The sequence below is a fragment of the Mycetohabitans rhizoxinica HKI 454 genome (assembly GCF_000198775.1).
Classification (GTDB): Bacteria; Pseudomonadota; Gammaproteobacteria; order Burkholderiales; family Burkholderiaceae; genus Mycetohabitans; species Mycetohabitans rhizoxinica.
On sequence record NC_014723.1, the window covers coordinates 23,959 to 43,599 of the forward strand.

Consider the following 19,641-nt stretch of genomic DNA (forward strand, 5'->3'; position numbering starts at 1 on the left):
CATGCGTCGCTGGGCGTTGCCACCCAATAGGGCCGGCGGTTCGACCCGATGCAGACTTAGCCTGCGCGCGCCGCGCTTTTTCAGTGTCGGTGTTGATGCGATGCAGCGCCGCCAAGCTGCCTTCAAGCGCACCGATCTACTGGCACGCGTCACCCAGTTGCGCCTGAAATTTAGCGTGGTGCTGCGCCGCATTCTGCTCAACCCGCCGTACAACGGCATCGCGCTCTTGGATCAGGCGCGCGGTGTCGGCCCGCAATTTATCGAGTTAGCGAGCACAATCGGCGCACGCTTGGGTCAGCGCTGACTCTCGCTCTTGTGCGTCGCGCTGCAAGCGCTCTTGTCTGGCGACAACTATTTTTGCCGGTCACAATAGGTAGATTTGCCAATGGCACAAGGGATACAGCATTCAATAAACTACAAATTACGTAACATATGTTACAAAAAACAGTGCCGGCGCAGTTCTGCCCGAATAGCGCCTCAAACTGCCGTCGATACACCTGCCAACCACCCTTCCTGTCGCGAAAAACCGTGAAACAATTGCCCTATTACAGCGCTCTGCCTTGCTGCCATTGGTTTTCCGGCTAGGGCGTTTAAATCGTCATTGTTTCACGCAGACGGGTTCCAAGTATGGCTGACTTATCGTGCCACCGTATTCGCCGTCCATCTTGAGACAAACCCAGCCTTGACAGCGCACGAGTCCACTGGGGCAGCGCGGCCACGCAATTCAAGCGTTGAGCGGTTTGCAGCGGCTTGATGCTTGAAAGGGCAGCGCGGCGCTCACAGCAAAACTGTCAACTATGGTTGGAAACCAGCAAGTCTACCTAGTCGACATACCATCGGGGTGAGCTTTTACGGGAGGCGCTCACGTTGTAGCGTGCGCTACAACGTGCGTAGAATCTAGTTTTACCTGCTCATTTTTGCGCTCGTGCCACATGCGTTGCGATAAGCACACTGAGTCCTGTTCTGAACAACGCAGCGTACACGCACGGGCGTGGCGCACTCGATACGATGCCACGCGGCACCCTCGCCGTGTCAACTCGCGGCTTTCCGACCACGCCTGCGAGCGGCCGTGCGAGTGCCGGTCACCATCACAATGGCCTCGTCCAGCAGATGTTCCAGTGCCTCCTGCTGCGTGGGCGATAACGCCGCCAACTTCGCGTGCATGCGCATAGCGCAGTCCAGCGCACCGGTGCCCCCTTCTGCCACCAAATCCACGAGGCGACAGTCGAGCAACTGCGCGAGCTGCGCCAACCGGTCAAGACCGGGCAGCACCCTGCCGCGCTCTATCTGGGACAGCGAGGCCTGCGCCAGCCCCGCCGCTTCCGAGAGCTGTTCCTGTGTCAGTCCACGCAGCCTGCGCTGTCGCGCGATGGCTTGGCCTATCGTTCGCGCGAGTTTGCTGCGCGACTCATTCTCCTGCGCCACCTGCCCTTCCCGTTAAACCGAAACCGCGAGTGTGCGGATAGGAGTCGGTTTACAGAAGAAGGTCGTACGTAATAATATTTGTAATACATTATTTTCTAAAGGGCAAACTTACGTGCACCTTACCCGCACGACCCAGAGCTATCCGGCAGCAGATACCGCGGTGAAAGGATTTCACGTCAATGCAGTGGACCAGGCACACGTGCGCTTCATCGTGCTGCCGGCCTTCCTTACTGAAAGCAAAAGCATGGGCGTATGGCTCGCCGCCGCCGGCACGACCGCCACCGCATTCATCGTGCATCTTGAATTGGGCATCGCAGTCGTGCTGTGCGAGTTGCTGAGCGCCTGGTATTGGCTGCGTCGGTTGAAGCTGGCCCTGAGCGAAAGCCGGTTCAGTATTAGTACAACGGGTATCGTTTGGTATGGGGTGGAATCGGAGCCAATCCGTATCGCGATGCATCGGATCAATCGCGTTTGCTTGGTCTCGCCAAGCGGGCGCCGCGCAGTACTGCTGTCGTTGCGCGCGACACCCAGTGAGCCGCAGGCCTCGCCGCGGCGGCTTTGCGATCCCAGGCACCAGGCGAAGTGGTGCATCGTGGTCGAGGCCGACGGGCTCGATTATGCGATTGTGCAGGGGCTTTATCGTCATACCGCAATCCGTCTCGCGCGGGCGATGCGACGGGCATTGCGTGTTGTGCTGCGAGATGGGTATCGTACTTGACGCGGCTCGCAATGAGCGGACATGGCCTTACGCTCATTGCGAGCCTCGTTATTTCATGCCGTACCACGCGCCGCGCCCACTGCCGTGCGGCTCCAAATGCCCTCTTTCGACCAGATCGCGGAAGTGCTGCTTCAACGTATTGCGGCTGCTACCGGTGAGCTTGATCGCTTCGGCCATTGTGATTCGTCCGTGCTCCCGGGCGAACTCGACAATTTGTAAGGACAGCGCAGGCAAAGACGCCAGCACGATCTTCTCGCGCTCCACTTTCTTCTCAAGCCGTCGCACCTGTTCGGCAAGCGAGCGAAGAAAAAACATCAGCCACGGCTGCCAGTCCGGCTTATCGCTGCGGATTGTCCCTTGGGTCTGACGCAAAGCCAGATAGTAGCTCTCCTTGTTCGCCTCGATCACGCTTTCCAGCGAACTATACGGCACATAGGCATAGCCAGCCTGAAGCAGCAGCAAGGTCGTCAGCACACGACTGAGCCGCCCATTTCCATCCTGGAATGGATGGATTTCCAAAAACACGACGACAAAAATGGCAACGATCAGCAGCGGGTGCAGGCGTGCTTTTTCGCGCTCGGCGCTGACCCACGATACCAATTCGGTCATGAGGCGCGGCGTGTCAAAGGGTGTGGCCGTTTCGAACACGACGCCGAGTTGCCTGCCATTTTCGTCGAAAGCGGCGACGCTGTTGGAACTTGTCTTGTAGTGGCCCCGGTGCCGTTCGTCCTTCAGGCTATGCCGCAGAAGGATTTGATGCAGTTGCTTGATGTGATTCTCGTTGAATGGAAGGTCCTGCCATGAATGGCACATCAAGTCCATGAGTTCGGCATATCCTGCCACTTCCTGCTCATCTCTCGTTTCGAGCTTTTGGATAGCCAAGTTCGACAGCAATCGTTCGACTTCCCGGTCAGAAAGCCTGCTGCCTTCAATGCGGGTGGACGAGCCGATGCTCTCAATGGTCGCCACTCGTCGCAGGGACAACAACCGGCCTGGCGCAAGCGTGCCCAGGGCACGCCATGCACCTTTGAATTCGTCGATCCGGGCAATCAGACCCAGGATCTCTGGCGTGATTTGAAGGGTGTCGGTTCGAAACATGAGCCAATCATACACCCATTTCCACCCATTCTCACAATGCAAAATGAATGAAGAATGACACGACGGGTACGCTGGAATCCCGAAGGACTGCTCTACAAGACAACTCGCGCAATTCATACCGTCTTTGTGATGCGTCTGGCTCCATCAACGACAAATATGGAGCAGCGAAGCTCCATCCTTCGTCCGTCACGTCGCTCGGATAAGGTCTGCGTTCTCGAACTCGATTCGATTCTGAGCCTCGCTGAGAGTGCATAACACTCCGTAGGAAGCCCCGCTGTCGAGCGGATTTGAATATGTCGGCGCTTGAACCGTGGTGTGTTGTGCGCGCCGTTGATGATCTATTTCTCGCATCGCAACACATCAACCTTGTAGAGTTTACTTGAATTTTACGGAGCGACCCTTTATTCTCCGGGTTAGCTGGTTTTTTTCATACCWCSTYSRAATTTCTAAGCAACTAGGATAGCACCGTGACCGCAAATGATCTGCTCATTTCAAAGGTGCCGGAGATTGATCAATCCGTGTCCATCGCTGACATCCGGGACGAAATCGCCGGTCGAGCGTTGGACATGTTGGATCAGGTGCGAGCGACAATGCTTGAACCTTATCCACGTAAGCATCCTCCTACTTTTACAGCGGCAAACATCGCGACTCTCTGCGGGCTCGAGAAACAGCGAATGAAGTACCTTACTACAAAATTAGGACTTCCTGCCGGAACGCAAACTGGTCCAGGTAAGGCCAAGCTATTTTCGCTCGAGGAAACGCTAACTTGGATCAAGGCAACCAGCCGTCGGGCGCAACGGCCGCAAGGGGTACGAGGAAGAGTAGTAGCGTTTGCCAACTTTAAAGGTGGAGTTGCAAAAACGTCCACCTCAGTAAGCGTAGCGCAGAAGCTTACGCTATTAGGTCGCAAGGTTCTGCTTATTGATTGCGATCCGCAGGGCTCGGCGACCCAGCTGTGCGGCTACGCACCCGATGCCGAAATTACCGATACCGACACGCTGCTGCCGCTCATTTATGGCGATGAAAGCACACTTCAATACGCAGTCAGGAAGACCTATTGGACGAATCTCGATGTAATCCCTGCCTGCAACACTCTTCAGGATGCCGAGTACGCAATTCCAGCGAACATTTCACAAGATAGTCGGTTTGAGTTTTGGAATATAGTGAACAAAGGGCTACAGCCACTGCTATCGGAGTACGACGTGGCTGTCATCGACACTCCCCCAGCACTCAGCTACTTAACTACAAATGTGCTGATGGCAGCAGACGCGATCGTCATGCCTTTACCCCCTGAAGCACTGGACTTCGCGAGTTCCACTCAATTTTGGCAAATGTTTGCGGAAATCGCGAGCCGCCTGCCGAAGGCGGAAAGCAAACGCTACGATTTTATCAACATCTTCATGACCAAAGTTCGCCCTTTTGACGCGTCAAGGGGCGTGCAGGGTTGGATTAGGAAAGCTTACGGCGATAGAGTCTTTCCTTTGTATGTGCCCGATTCAAAAGTTCAAGCAGCCTCCCTTGGCGCTTTGTCGACAGTCTACGACCAAAAACGGCTTGACGTCGATGCCGACGGAGCAACCCGGATGACCGGCGAGCAATACGAGCGTTTAAAAGCGCCTCTCGACGCTCTTTCCGAATGTATCGATGACCATTTTGTCCGGATGTGGACGAAGGAGATCACCGAATGAGTAAATTACTTGAAAAAACGGCGGCCCTGGAACCCAGCCAACAATCAAACCGGACCGCTCGACAGGGCATAGCGCGTACAGCGCCAGGGCGGATGTTCGAGTTCGCAAACAGGATTAATGAGGCGGAAGATAGAGCCGCAGCTTCCGCAGCAGAGGCGGAAGAGGTCAAGCGGCAACTCGATGACGCTTTACATCAACTTGAAGCACTACAGAGTGTAGGTGGCACAGCCGGCGCTGTTGAGGTAGATATTGCCACTTTGGTTGAAGTACCAGGACGGCGCCGAGTGCTCTCCCCGTCGGAGTACGAAGAACTTCGTTCAAATCTAGCTAAGAACGAACTGGTTCACCCGATTGTATATCGTCCACTCGGCAACGGGAAAAACGAGATTGTATCGGGAAACAATCGCGTAGCGATCTATCGCGATGACCTCGGTAGGACGAAGATTCGCGGCATCCCGTTTATTGGCGACGCCAGGAGCGCAGAGCTAGGTGCCACGTTCTCCAACTTACTCGCCCCTTCGCTGCCGGACTATGAAAAATATAGACAATTTGTTCGACTCCAAAAAGAGTCGGGGTTTACTCGTGCCGACATCCTTGAGGCATCGGGACTTAGCACCTCCCACGTTTCACGCATTCTAGCTTTTGAGAAACTTCCCTCAACAGCTCTCGAAGCAATTGCGAAACGCCCTGACAGGATCGGTGGACACGCTGCGGAAAAATTCGCGTTTTTGGCAAGCAATGGAAACGCGGAATCAGTAGTTAAAGCGATCGAAGCTCTAGTCAGTGATGAATCAATGTCTCAAAAACGCGCTTTAGAGTTGGCAAGGCCTAAACCGTCTCGACCAACAGCTCCGGTCACGCGTACGATTCTCAGTGACAAAAAAAAGTTTTGCGAACTTTCAGTCCGCAATGGCGTAATTGGCGTGCGATTCAGCGGAAAGGAAAGCGAAATCAAAGCGTCATGTTGGGCAGAGAAAATTGAAAGCTTTATTCGCGCGCAGATAGAAGCTCAATCGACGCAATGAATTCGCAATAGGGGATGGTCAAAGCATAGAGGTTATGCACTCTAGCAAGCACGACCTTAACTCTCCCCAGTGGGGAATCGTTAAAAATCAATGAGTTGCAAATTAGGGAACAAAAATGACCTACCGACCAAGACACCAAACAAAAGGCCCCTGGCTGGAACCAGAGGCCTTTCAATATAGAGTTCGACTGTAACCTTACTCAGCTACTCTTAGCTTTCCCCAGCGGGGAATCGTTAAAAATCAATGAGTTGGTAATTCGGGGGAAATATGATCTAACGACCACACTATCAAACAAAAGCCTTCGGCGGCAACCGAAGGCTTTTGAGTCTAGGGCTTGACTGCAACCTCGCCCAGCTATGCTCGACCGACGGCAATCGGTAAGATCAAGCACTAAGAGTGTAGCGCAGTGTGAGAAACAGTCAAGCGTTGATCGACCATTTTGTATAAATGGGCGCTGGATATGTCTATCGCGCAACACTTTGTTGCTGGCGAGGGAAGCGTTTGTCCCCCGAATCAACAGCACTTCACCCCCGTACCAGACGATACTGAAGCACTGTCGCAGTTCGCCTGCGACACCACCAATCTGCCGTGGCTAATTTTCCGGGCTGCCTTTCGCGCCGAACACCTCGCGCAGCTGCCCGCGCGCGCGCGCGCGCTGCTCGCGGCCCTTGCACGCACCGTTGATGCTCAGCGGCCCTACGCCGCTATCTTCGCGCGCCGTGAGCTGCTTACTGGCCGCGCGCTGCAGTCGATGCGCACGTTCTACCGCGGTCTCGATGATCTCGAAGCGGCCGGCCTCATTGACCGTCCACCGCAGAAGCGCCATGGCGGCGTAGGCCTGTTTGGCCGTGCATACTTGCATTTAACGCCCAAAGCCGCCACTTTGCTCGGCCTCGTTGAGCCACAAGACGAGGTATCAGCACCGGCATTGGACACTACCACAGCCAATGCTCCAGCCATTCCCACATCCTCTACACAATCATCAACTCTACCGTCTGCCAACATGGCAGACGGTGCTATATATAAGGATCTTTACCCTACTGCTTTTCAAAAGAGACAACCAGGCGCCCTGCCTCAAGATCTCGAACGCCTCACTTCGCTGGGCTTTAATAAATTTTTCATCTTCAAACTCATGAGCGAAGCACGAAAAAGCGGCAAACGCCTCTCCGATGTTGTCGACATGTGCTGGCACTCGCTTAAAAAAGCGGTTGCCCCCATTGCATACCTTCGATCGCTGCTTCGCAAACCGGTCGATTTCGGCTATCAGGCTCGCCAACGCCGCGATGAAGCCCATCAACGGATCCAGCACGACGCTGACCATCGGAGTCTAACCCAAGCTTTGCACGACGCGGCTGGCCTGACGTTCGTCGATCCAACGAAAGGTCTAACTGTCGAAATCAGTGAAGATGGGGCAAACGCCTTGCTTCATCTTCCTGGTGAAACGCGGCCGAGGTCAGCGGCCGGGACTCGAATGCTAGACATCGCACGCGCCATCGTGAGTGGGCGGTTACAGCGCAGCGCAAAGGTGTGCCATTCCGCTCATCAAGCGGTTGATGGAAGCTGCAGGAGATCTGAAAAGATGAGCGAGGAAGGAGGGCAGGTCGCTGGCTCCCTTACACATGTGCAGCAAATGCGGGAGCTGTTGAAGCGCCGGGCGACGGCGTACTCGTTTTCGGCGTAATCGCGATCAGACAGAGTCAAACACTGTTCGCCGCAAGACGAGCGAGAGCTTGGACGGATTCAACGTCGCATCGGCCATCCGGCGTAAGCGCCGGTGCTCACTTCGTAGCGCCAGTGGTCCTTTGCGTATGGCTGCCTCACGGTAGTCGCAACATTAACGTCATAGAATGCACTGGCGAGGATTGAAATCCGTAGCGCTCGTAGAACGGACGCACATGATAATGCAGCGCATAGACAAGCAAGGCTCAAACGTCGACATTCTCCGATACGGCTTGTACTCAGCATACCGCGTCTTGCAGCAAAGCCGCACCGAGTTTGATGTCCTGAGCCCGTCGATCGACTGCAAATGTGCGTTTGTTGTGCCGCTGGCCTTCTTCTCTGAACGCAAAAGCATGGGCGTAGGGCTAGCCGCAACTGGGGATAAATAATTACCTGATAATAGCCATTATCAGGCAATGAAGGGCGGGCCTCGCCGGTCTGACCGAGGCCCCTTGGCCCGCCGGCGGACGCAAATACAGGATCGCCACGGATGATCGCAGCAACACGGCGACTACCAAGTCGACGCCGAGGAACGCGTAGCAGCGGCTGCCGAGTACTACTGTCTTTGGCGCCGTAGGGAATGGACGGCTCAATGCTTGCGCGGCTTTTGCGTTTGAGAGTTGCGATCTGTTTTGCTTGATTGTCCAAAGGCACTCTACGCATGGACGCGACTGCCGAACACGACGCTCAAGCTACCGCGCAAGTTGGAGTAATGGCGGGACTGCTGCTTAGCCCAAGCTGAGACGGCGACTTCCGGTAGGTAGTTCACTTGCAGATGGGCATGGTCATCCTCGTCGTCGAACTTCACCAGTTCCGCTTCGAAGTCGGCGCAGACGCTGGGTCGCCAAGCGGGCCGGCTGCCGCGCTTCAAGAAGAAAGGGCGGTGTGACAGCTTTCGTTACCCCGATCCGAAACAGACCAAGTTCGATCAAGGCCACGACCATGATCAGTCAAAACTACGGGGTGGCGTGCATCGAGGACTGGCAGGTACGAAACATGGTCAAGTCGGCGGCAGGCACACTCGAGCAACCAGGTAAGCGTGTTCGGGCCAAGTTCGGCCTGAACACGGCCATTCTTGGTTAAGGCTGGTTCGAGTTCTGCCGCCAACTGAGTAAAACTGGCTTGGAAAGGGGGCAGCTCACCGCCGTGCCACCGCAGAATACGAGCCGCATTTGCCTGTGTTGCGGCCATGTGTCGCCAAACAACCGCCAGACGCAAGCGCGGTTCATTTGTGTCGTGAGGAAAACATCGACCTGGTCGGGCGCAATCCGCATTCTAAGGGCGGGACACGCCCAGTTCGCCTGTAAAGTGAGCGGTGTAGTCATGCCACCAGCAGCAGGAACCCATCGAAGCGACTCACTGCGACTCGATGCCGGGGCGAGCGCCGTAGGAATCTTCAGACTTTAGTCGGGGGAGCATGTCAATTACGATCTAATCTGGATTCTTTTGATGTAATTATTGTGATACATTGAATACATGTATTCAATCGAAGGTCTTCGACATGGCTACCTCAGTTCGTCTTTCTCCCGAAACCGAGCAACGGCTCGATCATCTAGCGACTCATACTGGGCGGACAAAGGCATATTACCTGCGTGAAATCATCGATCGTGGCATTGAAGAGATGGAGGACTATTACCTTGCTGCCGACGTGCTGGAACGTGTCCGCAAGGGCCGGGAGAAAGTGCATTCCGCTGCTGACGTAAGGAAAGACCTTGGCCTGGACGATTGATTACACTGATACAGCCAAAGGACAGCTACGTAAGCTCGATAAACCCGTCGCACGACGCATCGTTGACTTCATGGACGCGCGTGTTGCCAGTCTAGAAGACCCTCGAAGTATCGGTAAAGTACTGACTGGCCCATTCGGTAGCTTTTGGCGTTACCGGGTGGGCGATTACCGTGTAATTTGTAAGATTCAAGATAGCGCTTTATGCGTTCTTGTAGTGCAGATCGGTAACCGACGCGAGGTTTACCGTTAGCAAATCCGAGAAGGCCAAGGAAGCCGAACCCCCATGATTGCAGACTGGCTCGCTCGTTACTGTGATGTCAGTCTGACTAAAATTGGTAATGCGCTTTAGGTCGCTCACTTATTATCTGCGCCATTCGGGGTGCGCCTCGCTGGTCTGATCGGCGTCTCGCGCCCAACAGCGCGTGTCCAGGGGCTGACATTGCCACCGAACTGCCCACGGGTGCTTGTCTTCCCAGCAAAGGCCCCATCGTGGGGGAATGGGTGCCCTCACGTCGGCCCCGGGACACGCGCTCCGTAAGCTGCGCCGCCACTGGCGACTGAACGGCTGTCGCGAGCAGAAGTTAACGCTGAACGGCGTGGCGAAGCGCGACCGATTTGATCATCTGCCGTGCCTCGCCCGGTCGGGGACGCGTTCGCGCTCACGCGCCGGCGTCAGCGCGCCGGAAAAACGAGCGGCTGGGAGGTACGCGATGACGATCACCACGCTATCGAGCCGGGAACTGAATCACGACGTGACCTGGGCCAAGAAGGCAGCCAACAACGGGCCGGTGTTCATTACCGATCGCGGCAAGCCTGCCCACGTACTTTTAAGCTTTGAGGCTTATCAAAAACTCACGCAACAGCGCCGCAATATTGCGGACACGCTTGCTATGCCCGGCGTGGAAGACATCGAGTTCAATCCGCCACGTGCTAATGTTCAAACGCGGCCGACTGATCTGACTTGATGTACGTACTCGATACCCATGTTGTGTCCGAGTTGCGCAAGGTTCGGGCCGGCAAAGCTGATGCCAACGTCACCGCATGGACTACCAGCGTGGATGCGGGTTGGCTTTTTGTGTCCGCTATCACCATCATGGAATTGGAAACGGGTGTCTTGCAAATCGAGCGACGCAATGCCGATCAGGGCAGGATACTACGAGCCTGGATAGAGCATCACGTCTTGCCCGAGTTTGCAGACCGCGTTTTACCGATTGATATTCGTGTGGCGCAGCGCTGCGCCCGATTGCATGTACCCCACCGGCAGTCAGAGCGAGACGCATTGGTTGCGGCCACAGCGCTGGTACATGGGATGACGGTTGTTACCCGTAACGGGGCGGATTTTGCCGCGACCGGCGTCCATCTCTTGAACCCCTGGAAGGACGCATAACCTGAGGCGAGCGTCCATTGACGCAAACGTTGAAAAACCGTGCCGGTAGCCGCTGCAGCGCCGCAGACGCCCAAGATCCCATGGCCCCGATGAAAACGACTCGGATTGCACCGTGACTGTTTGACGCCTTGTTGCCCGCCGCACCTTCGCTGTACAACTCCACCGTGACGGCCATTCTTTAAAGGTCATCCAGCAACTAGGCTATACTAGTTTCATGATCGCAGCTCGGGAGAAGCCAGTGAAACCATCCGAAGCATTAGGTCGGCATCGCGAGGAGATTCGCAGGATCGTCGTCGCCAATCGGGCAACGAACCCTCGTGTATTTGGCTCCGTTGCTCGTGGCGAAGACGAGGATGGCAGCGATCTGGACATCCTTGTCGATCCCACGCCGGATACTTCGCTGCTTGATATCGGCGGAATTCAGTACAAGCTGCAAGATCTGCTTGGGGTGCCGGTGGATGTTCTGACGCCGAAGGCTATTTCGATCAAATTCAGAGATGATGTTCTGGCTCAGGCAGTGCCCGTATGAGTAAAGACAAACAGCACCTGTCCGCGTACCTCGAACACATCGTGGAAGCGATCCAGCGAATTGAGCGCTATTCGGAGAACATGGACAAGGCCGTGTTCGAAGCAACGGATATGGTGCAGGACGCGATAGTTCGCAATATCGAGATCGTGGGTGAGGCCAGCAACAACATCCGCAAGCATCATCCTGAGTTTGTAGAAGCGCATGCTGATCTGCCGTGGGGCAACGCATACGGAATGCGAAATGCCTTGGCGCACGGCTACTATCAGGTTGATCTCGATGTTGTGTGGAACGTAGTGAAGCGTGATTTGCCTCGCCTGCGTGATGATATTCAGGCATTGCTTGACGGGATGACGGATAAAAATAATCCGTCTGCGGCATACCCTAAATTCTAAAGGGAACATTTGACGCGGTAGCAATTCTCCCCTGCCGGTTGCCGAAGATCGATGGGAGCAGCCACGCTCGACAACTGGGCGTCTAAGAGGGGCGTTGAGAGTCAACTTCTCTCGTCCTGGCATCCACCGATAACGCGAAGCACGCGTCGTTCAACGGGCGCTTGCGTGAGGCATGCCTGAACGCGCATGGGTTCTTGTCGCTCGAGGGCGCCAAGCGCAAAATCGAGGCTTGGCGCCAGTACTGCACATCAGTCGCGACAGAGTCAGGATCCCGCCCCGCGAGCGTAGGTGGGTGCCGATCTCGGTCGCTAGGTACTCGCGGGTGTATTCATTGTTCACGCAAAGCATTTTCAACGCCTGACCATCCGTCAGTTGGTCGTGTATAAAGTCGTAGCTCCATACCGAATTGGATTGTGTCGCACCGGGTAGGCCAATGTCGTTGCCACAACGACGACGGTGAGGGCGCCGCCGCGCAATGTTGAGCTGCAACGCTCGCCACATTCGCCGCACGCGATCTCCAAATAACCGGGCAGCGGATTATTCCAGTCAGTAAAGGCCTTGATCGGCACACCACAGCGAATCGCATTGCCCACTGCGCCAGCACGTCGGCATAGGCCACTGAAAGCTTGCGCGCGCACATTCCGCAACAGCCGGTCGAGGGTAGCGGCGCTGATCTGCTTGAGTCGCTGGTGCATCTGCTTCGATAGCGACAGGTGAGCATGCCATGTCATCGCTTCGACCAGTGTCGGGATGAGCGCCTTCAGTCGCTTGCCGCAGATCCGGTCACCAGGCTCCCATAGCGGGACCAGCGCGGCCCGCACCTGATTATCAGCGTCGCTGCGGGCCTAGCGTTACCTCGGCGGCTCTCGGCACAGCACTCGGATCGCTTGCTTGCGGTGATAGCCCGTCAATTCAATGAATCCCTCTAGAATCTGCCGCTTTTCGTTCCGCTTAGAACCGCGGTACCGCTCGCCAACTGCCTTAATTAATCCCATCGTGTTCTCATGCTGAGCCGCCTCGTCATCCGTCGCCCCGCCAGACGTAGCCAGGTAGCAAAACACTTGAGGCAACGGGCCTAGCTCGGTAACAAAAATCTGAGTCAATGTGCCGGACTGAATGATTAACGCTGCTCAGTGCAGCTGTTGCCACAGTAGACGAGTGGAAATGGAAGTTTGAATTTTCAGTTGCCGCCCGCCGAGAGAATAGCCTATACTGCAATTGCCGCTGAAAACAGCAGCGGTCGGGTGTGACAACCTGGTAAACGAGGCGCACAAAAGCCGCGCCACTTCATGTCGCGGCTTTCTTGTGCGTAACGTCTGGCACGTCTATGGCGGGCCGGGCGGGGCCAGCTTCGGCTGGGCCGGTTCCTTGTTTCCGGTTTGTCACCCTCGTTCGGTCCGCCACCCCTCCGTGACAAGAGGGCGCGGGTATAAACCGCAAACAAGGAGCCAGACATGAATATCCCAATATTCGCTTCTTTGCGTTCACCTGCCAGAATATCGCCCGCTGCGATTTTCTTCCAAGCGACGCTTTTCCCTTCCTCTCGTCTGTGCGTGTTCTGTACACCGCCCTTCGGCAACACGGCCGCAATAGCTGCGCTCATGCGCGCTAAAGCTGATCAAAGGACACTGAATCTGCGGCTGCCATCCCCTGTGCTCGAACGCGTCACGCCGCCGTTCGAGCAACCCGCCTAGCGGCTTAAACACGTTCCTACTTTTTCGTTTCGCCTCGTGCCGATACGGCGCGAGGGGGCTTGCTGTGTCCAAAAAGGAGACCCACATGGCAGTTATCAGTCATGGCCAGCTTGATACTTCGTTCGATTTGCCTCGCGTGCCAGTAGTGCGCTGCGAATACCTGCGCACACTGTGGGAGGCGGACATCAACGCGCAAATATTTATTGATATCGTGCACTGCTTCGGCTACGTGCTGAGCGCTCAATGGGACGGTGAGGCTGGCATGCCGGTGCTCGCGCGTCGGCGCCCCTTAACACACAGCGCGCCTGCCCGTGATCGTGGCCAAACCGAACAGAGCTGGGTGACGTACGTGCAAAACTAGTGACCTCAATGCGCCAGACGGCGCGATCAGCGCCGTCTGGCGGCAAACGGGAACAGTACGTGACATGTTCATCCCAAAACTACTATAAGGATAATATTATGAAGTCCTATGTTAGCGCTATTATGGTTTTCTCTTATCTTTTCTCTATCGGCATCAGTATCGCCGTTGGTTGGCTGCTGGGCCGGTCGGACCGTCAACGGGACGGGTCACAGTTTGATTACCTCATTCTTACCATTTTGATAGGATGTCTAATTATTGTGTTATTGCTAATCATGTTATCTGGGGAATTTTCGCGCCAAGCTAGTATAGAACACAAACGCACGGTTGCCTATCCTGACGTGCTCAGTCTTGAAATCAAGGCGCAGTAAATCAAGCGACCGCCAGCGTCGACAGGCGCTGGAAATACGTTAATGCGCGTCGTCTTTTACCATTGGGCGCTGGCCGATGCGCCACCTTATTTTAGCTATAAAGGTGCCACATAGCTCAGGTTCTAGTTTCATTGTGTGAACGAAAGTTTTAATGCAAGTTCGCTTGAATACCTCGAATATGCTGGCGCTACTGCACTTGGTTGCGCTGCCGGGTTCACTACATAATCAAGTTATCAAGGTGAGGGGCGAGCCTACGCACAGTAGACACGACTGTGTGTGGGCAAGCGATTGACTCTTCGTCCAGCCCCGTACGCCATGGTGGACCAATCGCCAACAATCATACCCTGTCACGCTTAGCAGCAAGCATCGTCTCGATCATCGACTGTAGCTAGCCGAGCGGCGTACCGGTAACTTAAGAGACACCGTGGCTGGTCGCGACTTTTATGCCATTTCGGTGGATCAGGCGCACGCGCGTTTCGTCGTGCCGCCGGCCTTCCTTTCGGTATGCAAAAGTATGGGAGTATGGCGGCCAGCCGCAGCGGGTACCACCGTCACCGCCTTCCTCATGCGTTTTGACCTCGGCATTGCAGCGTTGCTGTGCGAGGTGTTGATCACCGGGTGCTTACTGCGTTGGTTGGAACCGGCCCTGAGCGAAAGCCGATTCAGCATTAGCGCAGCAGGTATCGTTTGGTATGGGCTGGAATCGGAGCCAACCCATATCGCGATGCACCGGATTGGTCGGGTTTGCTTAGTCTCGCCGGCCGGGCGCTGCGTTGTGCTGCTGTCGCAGCGCGCGGTATCCAGTGCGCCGCAGGCCTCGCCGTGGCGGCTTGCTGACCGTAGGCACTTAGTAAAGTGGCGCATCGTGGTCGGGACCGACGGGCGCTATTGTGCTATCGCGCAGGGGCTTTCCCGTCATACCGCAATCTGCCTCGCGCGGGTGGTGCGACGGACATTGCGTGGTATGGAATTTGATACCCGGTGCGCGGCAAGCTGCCTTCAGGCCGGAGAAGGAAAGCGTGGCGGTTGGGGTGGCTCGATGCCGCCCACCGACTTCCCCCGACGCTAGCCCTTGGGACTCGCGCCCTTTGCTGTCGCCCTGCGTTTCGACATCGAAGCATGTCGCTGCGCGGCGCTGCCGCTTACTGCGCAAGAAAGCGCTCGCCGCGCGGTGTTCTGCCGCGCGCGCGAGCTACTTGCTGCCGGCACCTACTGCTCCCTGGTTCGCCGTCCATTTCCCGCGACTGTAGCTCGGGCCCCGCGCCGCACCAAGCCGCGTGGGGCCGCGTCAGTTGCTGTGCTCAATCCAGCATCACCCCACGTTTGATTCTTGACGCGGCGCCAGTCCTCACTCCTTTCGTCGCGGGACGATGAATTCAAGGGAACGGCGGCAGCCGCGAAGCGCAGCCCACCAACTTGGCAGAACACTTAACGCCGGGACTCCAAATCTAGGAACTCGGTCAGTTTAGGAAACGTAAGGAAACTATGAATTCGACTAAAGCGAAAACGAAGGCGATGGAAAAGGTTAAGCGGCTGGTATGCGGTGCGGGAGGCTAACACTATGATCACTCTGAACGTCATGCTGGTTCTTGATGTCGAGCCAGACCAAGCCGCCAACGCAGCCACGAGATCTTGCGTGAGCAGCAGGCACACTTTTGTCCGACATCGTGTTTAATCGACTATGCCATCGGCAAACACACAGGGTTAATCGGCTGTGATCCTGAGATGTAGGAGGGCGACGCTTTTGCCTATCTGAACTGGAAGGCATACGCGATGAATACGATGAGACCGACAGTGCAGCAGGACGAAGCATTTCTCGTTGCCGGTGAAACAGCTGCCGGTGTGTCGTTGTTAGCCCCGTTCGCGCTCCTGTACTGCTCTGGCTATCTTGTTAGGCCGACATTTGCTGCGCCCGTCCTATCTCGTAAAATTGCATGGTGAACCTCCCGGCCGCTCACTGGGGCAGCGCATGTATGTAAAGTATATTTTACACAAGAGATTTTCAAGGCCCTTATAGCCGCCCCTCTTGATGCGCACGGTGCCATGGGGAGTGAGCGGCTTTTCCCGTTACGTTAACGATCCACTTTGTTAATATATACCGTGGCGCAAGCGAAGAAAAAGATTGAACCGTCATGTGGTCGCGAGTGGACACCGAAAGGTGAAGGGTTCGATGGCACCGTCGGCTGACCATTTCCCTCAACCCTTCGACGCGCGCAAGGACAAAGGGAATGTGCACCGAAGAGCGGGTCGAGAAGCCAGCGTCTATCGTCGCGACGCAGGACCGCCGTAAGGGCGCCACGCGCGGGTGATGGTAAAGTAGGTGGACTTCATGATCCATGCTCGCCATGAAACGTTCATCGACGATGACGCCGCACGACGCGCTCTTCAAGCAGTTCCTCACGCATCCGGACACCGCGCGGGATTTTTTAAGCCTGCATTTGCCCACGCAGTGGTTGGCGCAGTGCGACCTGGACACATTGCGTCTGGAGTCGGGCAGCTTTGTGGAAGAAAATCTGCGCGCTTACTATTCGGATGTACTGTGGTCGCTGCAGACCCGGCAGGGCGAGGGGTATGTCTATGCGCTGATTGAGCATCAAAGCCGGCCGGAGCGTCACATGGCGTTTCGGCTAATGCGTTACGCGATAGCCGCCATGCAACGCCATCTAGAGGCTGGGCATGACCGGCTGCCGCTGGTGATTCCGATGCTGTTTTATCACGGGCAAGTCAGTCCGTATCCGTACTCAATGCGGTGGTTGGACAGCTTCGAGGCGCCTGAGTTGGCGTCGCAGCTGTATGCAGGAGGCTTTCCGTTGGTGGATGTCACGGTGATTTCGGATGATGAAATCCTCACGCATCGGCGCATGGCGATGCTAGAGTTGCTGCAAAAGCATATCCGGCAACGTGATTTGGCGACCCTGGTAGAGCAACTGGCAAGCCTGTTGACTGCGGGGTACACTACGCACGAGCAATTGGTGTCGCTGATGCATTATATGCTGCAGTGGGGCGACACGACGGATCCGGAGCGATTTATGCGAGAGTTGGCGATTCGCTCACCGCAACACGAGGAGGTTTTGATGACAATTGCACAAAAGCTCGAGCAAAAAGGCCTGGAACGCGGCCGTATGTTGGGACGCGAAGAAGGACGCGAAGAAGGACGCGAAGAAGGGCGCGAAGAAGGGCACAAGGAAGCCGCGTTAAAGATTGCGCGTACGCTGCTGGCAAGCGGCTTGGAGCGCGAGACGGTCAAGCGTATGACGAGCTTGTCCGAAGCCGATATGAAGCAGATCTGTCACTAATAAGTCAATACAGGGCTTAGTAGCATAGGGTTTGTTTTGCTTGATTGACCACACAAGCGTGCGCTTGGCTGCGGTGACGTACAGAACATCCTATGGAAGGCCCAAACTTGGCCTGGCCAGAGCCAGGCCGGGTCTCGTTAGCTGTCGTCTGGTTGCCCACGGTCAAATCCGGATAGCCGATTTTTCTCGCGCCCACTTCTGCCATGCCTTTTTGAGACGCTCGGCGGTGATCAGCGCCATGCCGAGCACCTCGCTGACCGCGTGCATGCGTCGAGCCATCTACACAACGGATGACAAGCCTGAAGGTCGATATTGCTTTGACTTCGTGAGGTTTGCCTTGGCGGCCATTGCGTTGAGGCGGGTTTATTGCCGGGTCGTGTCTGTTTCTAGCGGCAGAACAGGCGCTGATACGCCCGCTCGGCCATCGCCTGCTCCTGGTCACGCACGTTCTTCAGGTTGTAGGCCGCTGCACGGCCTTTCGGAGCGCCGCGGCGTGCGGGCATGTCGGCCTGCAGTTCGAGTGAGCGCATCTTGCTGAGCCGCCGACCACGCGGCTTCAACGAGCATCGCACGCGCATACCAATGCCATCGAGAGCATACACAGGCAACTGCGCAAGATTGTGAGAACCGCGGCCACTTCCCGAGCGACGAAGCGGCCAGCAAACTGCTGTATCTGGCCTTGCGCAACATCGAAAAGGATTGGAAGATGCCGCCTATCACTTGACGGCAGGGCACTCAATCAGTTCGCCATTGTGGTCGGCGACCGGTTCTCGAACGCCATGAGCTGAGATTCTTTTAACCGACCTCGGCACACAAGATTGCTAACACTTCCGTTTTCCGAGGTGTGTTCAGGCTATGACCTGAACAATTTCCAAATCGTAGCCGACCACCCAGTCGTTCGAAAAGAGTTCAAGACGCGAGTTTCATTCCTACAAAGTCCTCAACGTTCCGCGTGACGACCGTTAGGACTCGCACGGGATTGGCGCCGTCAACCACATTCGGCATCGCTGACCTGCCCCCGGCAAACAGTGCCGGCCGGAGTTTAGTAAAGTTCGTTTTCGGAGAAGAAGACGAACATGAAGAAGCGCTTTACGGAAGAACAGATCATCGGTTTTCTGAAGGAAGCCGAGGCCGGCAGGCCGGTCAAAGAGTTGTGCAGGCAATACGGGTTCAGTGACGCGTCGTTCTACACGTGGCGCGCGAAGTTTGGCGGCATGGAGGTGTCAGAAGCGCGCCGGCTCAAGGAGCTGGAAACCGAGAACGCGCGGCTGAAGAAGCTGCTGGCCGAGGCGATGCTCGATATGGAAGCGTTAAAGGTTGTCGTCAAGGTAAAGCCTTGAGCCCGCAAGCCAAGCGCGAAGCAGTCGCGGCGATTCGCAAGAAGGTGAATATCTCGGAGCGCCGCGCCTGCCGGCTTGTCGGGCTTTCTCGCAGCGTGTTGCATTACAAAGCGAGGCTGGACCACGAGAATGATGCGCTGAGGGCTCGCCTGGTGGAACTGGCGCACGAGCGTCGGCGCTTCGGTTATCGGCGATTACACGCGATGATAGAGCGCGAAGGTATCCAGGCGAACCATAAGCGCGTGCATCGCCTTTATCGTGAAGCGGGGCTTGCCGTACGGCGCCGTCGACGGCGCCACGGCGTCATGATTGAGCGCGAGCAGTTGGCGTTGCCAAGCGGACCAAACCAGGTGTGGTCAATCGATTTTGTGATGGACGCGCTGTCCAATGGACGGCGTCTGAAGTGCTTGACTGTCGTCGACGATTTCACCAAGGAGGCTGTCGATATCATTGTGGACCATGGCATCTCGGGCTTGTATGTTGCTCGAGCGTTGGAGCAGGCAGCGCGTTTGCGCGGCTATCCCAAGGCGTTGCGCACCGACCAGGGCCCGGAATTCACGAGCCGGGCGCTGAACCAATGGGCGTATGCGAATGGCGTCACGCTGAAGTTGATTCAACCCGGAAAGCCGACGCAGAATGCTTACATCGAATCGTTCAACGGCAAGTTCCGCGATGAATGCCTTAACGAACACTGGTTCACGAGCCTTGCGCACGCTCGCGCGCTTATCGCCGCGTGGCGCCAGGACTACAACGAGCAACGGCCGCACAGCGCACTGAATCACCTTTCGCCCGCCGAGTTCGCGGCGAAATATCGGGCAACAGCGGATGCTCCTGCCGCTTTCCAGGAGCTGGTTTAAAAGGACTTTGCTAGA

At 56.1% G+C, this 19,641-nt stretch carries 21 protein-coding genes and 6 pseudogenes; 20 read left to right on the forward strand and 7 right to left on the reverse strand.

Features of this window, described 5'->3' with window-relative positions; translation table 11 throughout:
- The first annotated feature begins 100 nt into the window (after positions 1 to 100).
- Positions 101 to 304, forward strand: coding sequence for a hypothetical protein (locus RBRH_RS19505; RefSeq protein WP_041755095.1), 204 nt, complete (start codon positions 101 to 103; stop codon positions 302 to 304).
- A gap of 728 nt (positions 305 to 1,032) precedes the next feature.
- Here the strand turns inward: RBRH_RS19505 and RBRH_RS15360 are convergent.
- On the reverse strand, positions 1,033 to 1,425 hold the full coding sequence (locus RBRH_RS15360; RefSeq protein ID WP_013436657.1) for a helix-turn-helix domain-containing protein: 393 nt from the start codon (positions 1,423 to 1,425) through the stop codon (positions 1,033 to 1,035).
- 112 nt (positions 1,426 to 1,537) lie between these two features.
- Here RBRH_RS15360 and RBRH_RS15365 point away from each other — a divergent pair, with 112 nt between their 5' ends.
- Positions 1,538 to 2,143, forward strand: a complete 606-nt coding sequence (locus RBRH_RS15365) for a hypothetical protein (RefSeq protein WP_157864635.1) — start codon at positions 1,538 to 1,540, stop codon at positions 2,141 to 2,143.
- Between the two features lie 48 nt (positions 2,144 to 2,191).
- On the opposite strand, the gene RBRH_RS15370 is transcribed toward RBRH_RS15365, so the two are convergent.
- Positions 2,192 to 3,241, reverse strand: coding sequence for a Fic family protein (locus RBRH_RS15370; protein ID WP_041755145.1), 1,050 nt, complete (start codon positions 3,239 to 3,241; stop codon positions 2,192 to 2,194).
- A 467-nt stretch (positions 3,242 to 3,708) separates the two neighbouring features.
- Between RBRH_RS15370 and RBRH_RS15375 the strand changes: the two genes are divergently transcribed.
- The 3 genes from RBRH_RS15375 to RBRH_RS18275 all read left to right on the forward strand — a co-directional run bounded on the left by RBRH_RS15375 (position 3,709) and on the right by RBRH_RS18275 (position 7,635).
- A complete protein-coding gene (locus RBRH_RS15375) occupies positions 3,709 to 4,929 on the forward strand; it encodes a ParA family protein (RefSeq protein ID WP_013436660.1) in 1,221 nt (406 codons plus the stop codon).
- Entirely contained in the window at positions 4,926 to 5,954 is a 1,029-nt protein-coding gene (locus RBRH_RS15380; RefSeq protein ID WP_041755097.1) for a ParB/RepB/Spo0J family partition protein, read from the forward strand. Before RBRH_RS15375 ends, RBRH_RS15380 begins: the two co-directional genes overlap by 4 nt.
- A 460-nt stretch (positions 5,955 to 6,414) precedes the next feature.
- A complete protein-coding gene (locus tag RBRH_RS18275) occupies positions 6,415 to 7,635 on the forward strand; it encodes a Replication protein O (protein ID WP_157864637.1) in 1,221 nt (406 codons plus the stop codon).
- A gap of 136 nt (positions 7,636 to 7,771) precedes the next feature.
- Here the strand turns inward: RBRH_RS18275 and RBRH_RS20790 are convergent.
- Together RBRH_RS20790 and RBRH_RS19515 are read right to left on the reverse strand one after the other, a co-directional pair.
- Positions 7,772 to 7,978, reverse strand: a pseudogene (locus RBRH_RS20790) (GNAT family N-acetyltransferase); the annotation flags it as partial.
- Positions 7,979 to 8,409: 431 nt separating this feature from the next.
- A pseudogene (locus tag RBRH_RS19515) lies at positions 8,410 to 8,508 on the reverse strand (transposase); the annotation flags it as partial.
- A 95-nt stretch (positions 8,509 to 8,603) separates the two neighbouring features.
- On the opposite strand from RBRH_RS19515, the pseudogene RBRH_RS21605 reads away from it, so the two are divergent.
- The 8 genes and pseudogenes from RBRH_RS21605 to RBRH_RS18295 form a co-directional block, all read left to right on the forward strand.
- Positions 8,604 to 9,080 (forward strand): annotated as a pseudogene (locus RBRH_RS21605) (RNA-guided endonuclease InsQ/TnpB family protein); the annotation flags it as partial.
- Positions 9,081 to 9,174: 94 nt separating this feature from the next.
- Entirely contained in the window at positions 9,175 to 9,402 is a 228-nt protein-coding gene (gene relB, locus RBRH_RS15410; protein WP_041755101.1) for a type II toxin-antitoxin system RelB family antitoxin, read from the forward strand.
- Positions 9,386 to 9,652 carry a type II toxin-antitoxin system RelE family toxin gene (locus tag RBRH_RS18290; RefSeq protein WP_013436667.1) on the forward strand — a complete coding sequence of 89 codons (267 nt, stop codon included), beginning with the start codon at positions 9,386 to 9,388 and terminating at the stop codon, positions 9,650 to 9,652. Before relB ends, RBRH_RS18290 begins: the two co-directional genes overlap by 17 nt.
- A gap of 460 nt (positions 9,653 to 10,112) precedes the next feature.
- Positions 10,113 to 10,367, forward strand: coding sequence for a type II toxin-antitoxin system prevent-host-death family antitoxin (locus RBRH_RS15415; RefSeq protein ID WP_041755148.1), 255 nt, complete (start codon positions 10,113 to 10,115; stop codon positions 10,365 to 10,367).
- On the forward strand, positions 10,364 to 10,789 hold the full coding sequence (locus tag RBRH_RS15420) for a type II toxin-antitoxin system VapC family toxin (protein WP_013436669.1): 426 nt from the start codon (positions 10,364 to 10,366) through the stop codon (positions 10,787 to 10,789). The genes RBRH_RS15415 and RBRH_RS15420 overlap by 4 nt, the downstream gene beginning before the upstream one ends.
- A 238-nt stretch (positions 10,790 to 11,027) precedes the next feature.
- Complete coding sequence (locus RBRH_RS15425) at positions 11,028 to 11,318, forward strand: nucleotidyltransferase family protein (protein ID WP_041755149.1); 291 nt, start codon at positions 11,028 to 11,030, stop codon at positions 11,316 to 11,318.
- Positions 11,315 to 11,710 (forward strand): HepT-like ribonuclease domain-containing protein, encoded by a 396-nt coding sequence (locus RBRH_RS15430; RefSeq protein WP_013436671.1) that lies wholly within the window; start codon positions 11,315 to 11,317, stop codon positions 11,708 to 11,710. Before RBRH_RS15425 ends, RBRH_RS15430 begins: the two co-directional genes overlap by 4 nt.
- 66 nt (positions 11,711 to 11,776) lie before the next feature.
- Positions 11,777 to 11,949: pseudogene (locus RBRH_RS18295) on the forward strand (integrase core domain-containing protein); the annotation flags it as partial.
- Here RBRH_RS18295 and RBRH_RS19520 read toward each other — a convergent pair.
- Positions 11,930 to 12,223, reverse strand: a pseudogene (locus RBRH_RS19520) (IS3-like element ISBcen23 family transposase); the annotation flags it as partial. The pseudogenes RBRH_RS18295 and RBRH_RS19520 overlap by 20 nt on opposite strands.
- A 338-nt stretch (positions 12,224 to 12,561) precedes the next feature.
- A complete protein-coding gene (locus RBRH_RS20795; protein ID WP_013436673.1) occupies positions 12,562 to 12,813 on the reverse strand; it encodes a hypothetical protein in 252 nt (83 codons plus the stop codon).
- A gap of 351 nt (positions 12,814 to 13,164) precedes the next feature.
- On the opposite strand from RBRH_RS20795, the gene RBRH_RS19530 reads away from it, so the two are divergent.
- From RBRH_RS19530 to RBRH_RS15455, 5 genes are all read left to right on the forward strand, one after another.
- Positions 13,165 to 13,404, forward strand: coding sequence for a hypothetical protein (locus tag RBRH_RS19530; RefSeq protein ID WP_157864638.1), 240 nt, complete (start codon positions 13,165 to 13,167; stop codon positions 13,402 to 13,404).
- An 85-nt stretch (positions 13,405 to 13,489) separates the two neighbouring features.
- The gene (locus RBRH_RS15440) at positions 13,490 to 13,765 is read left to right on the forward strand and encodes a hypothetical protein (RefSeq protein WP_049786588.1); all 276 of its coding nucleotides are present in this window, start codon (positions 13,490 to 13,492) and stop codon (positions 13,763 to 13,765) included.
- A 98-nt stretch (positions 13,766 to 13,863) separates the two neighbouring features.
- On the forward strand, positions 13,864 to 14,133 hold the full coding sequence (locus RBRH_RS15445; protein WP_041755103.1) for a hypothetical protein: 270 nt from the start codon (positions 13,864 to 13,866) through the stop codon (positions 14,131 to 14,133).
- A gap of 565 nt (positions 14,134 to 14,698) precedes the next feature.
- On the forward strand, positions 14,699 to 15,202 hold the full coding sequence (locus RBRH_RS15450; protein ID WP_157864639.1) for a hypothetical protein: 504 nt from the start codon (positions 14,699 to 14,701) through the stop codon (positions 15,200 to 15,202).
- 1,276 nt (positions 15,203 to 16,478) lie between these two features.
- On the forward strand, positions 16,479 to 17,429 hold the full coding sequence (locus tag RBRH_RS15455; protein ID WP_041755151.1) for an Rpn family recombination-promoting nuclease/putative transposase: 951 nt from the start codon (positions 16,479 to 16,481) through the stop codon (positions 17,427 to 17,429).
- Between the two features lie 386 nt (positions 17,430 to 17,815).
- On the opposite strand, the gene RBRH_RS15460 is transcribed toward RBRH_RS15455, so the two are convergent.
- A complete protein-coding gene (locus RBRH_RS15460; RefSeq protein WP_232509430.1) occupies positions 17,816 to 17,959 on the reverse strand; it encodes a hypothetical protein in 144 nt (47 codons plus the stop codon).
- Positions 17,960 to 18,007: 48 nt separating this feature from the next.
- Between RBRH_RS15460 and RBRH_RS20800 the strand changes: the two are divergent.
- Positions 18,008 to 18,217: pseudogene (locus RBRH_RS20800) on the forward strand (transposase); the annotation flags it as partial.
- A 288-nt stretch (positions 18,218 to 18,505) separates the two neighbouring features.
- Positions 18,506 to 19,626 (forward strand): IS3 family transposase gene (locus RBRH_RS15470; protein WP_157864640.1). Its coding sequence is split into 2 segments (ribosomal slippage): positions 18,506 to 18,755 and positions 18,755 to 19,626, totalling 1,122 coding nucleotides; the frame shifts between segments, so codons are not numbered across the junction.
- Positions 19,627 to 19,641: the final 15 nt, after the last annotated feature.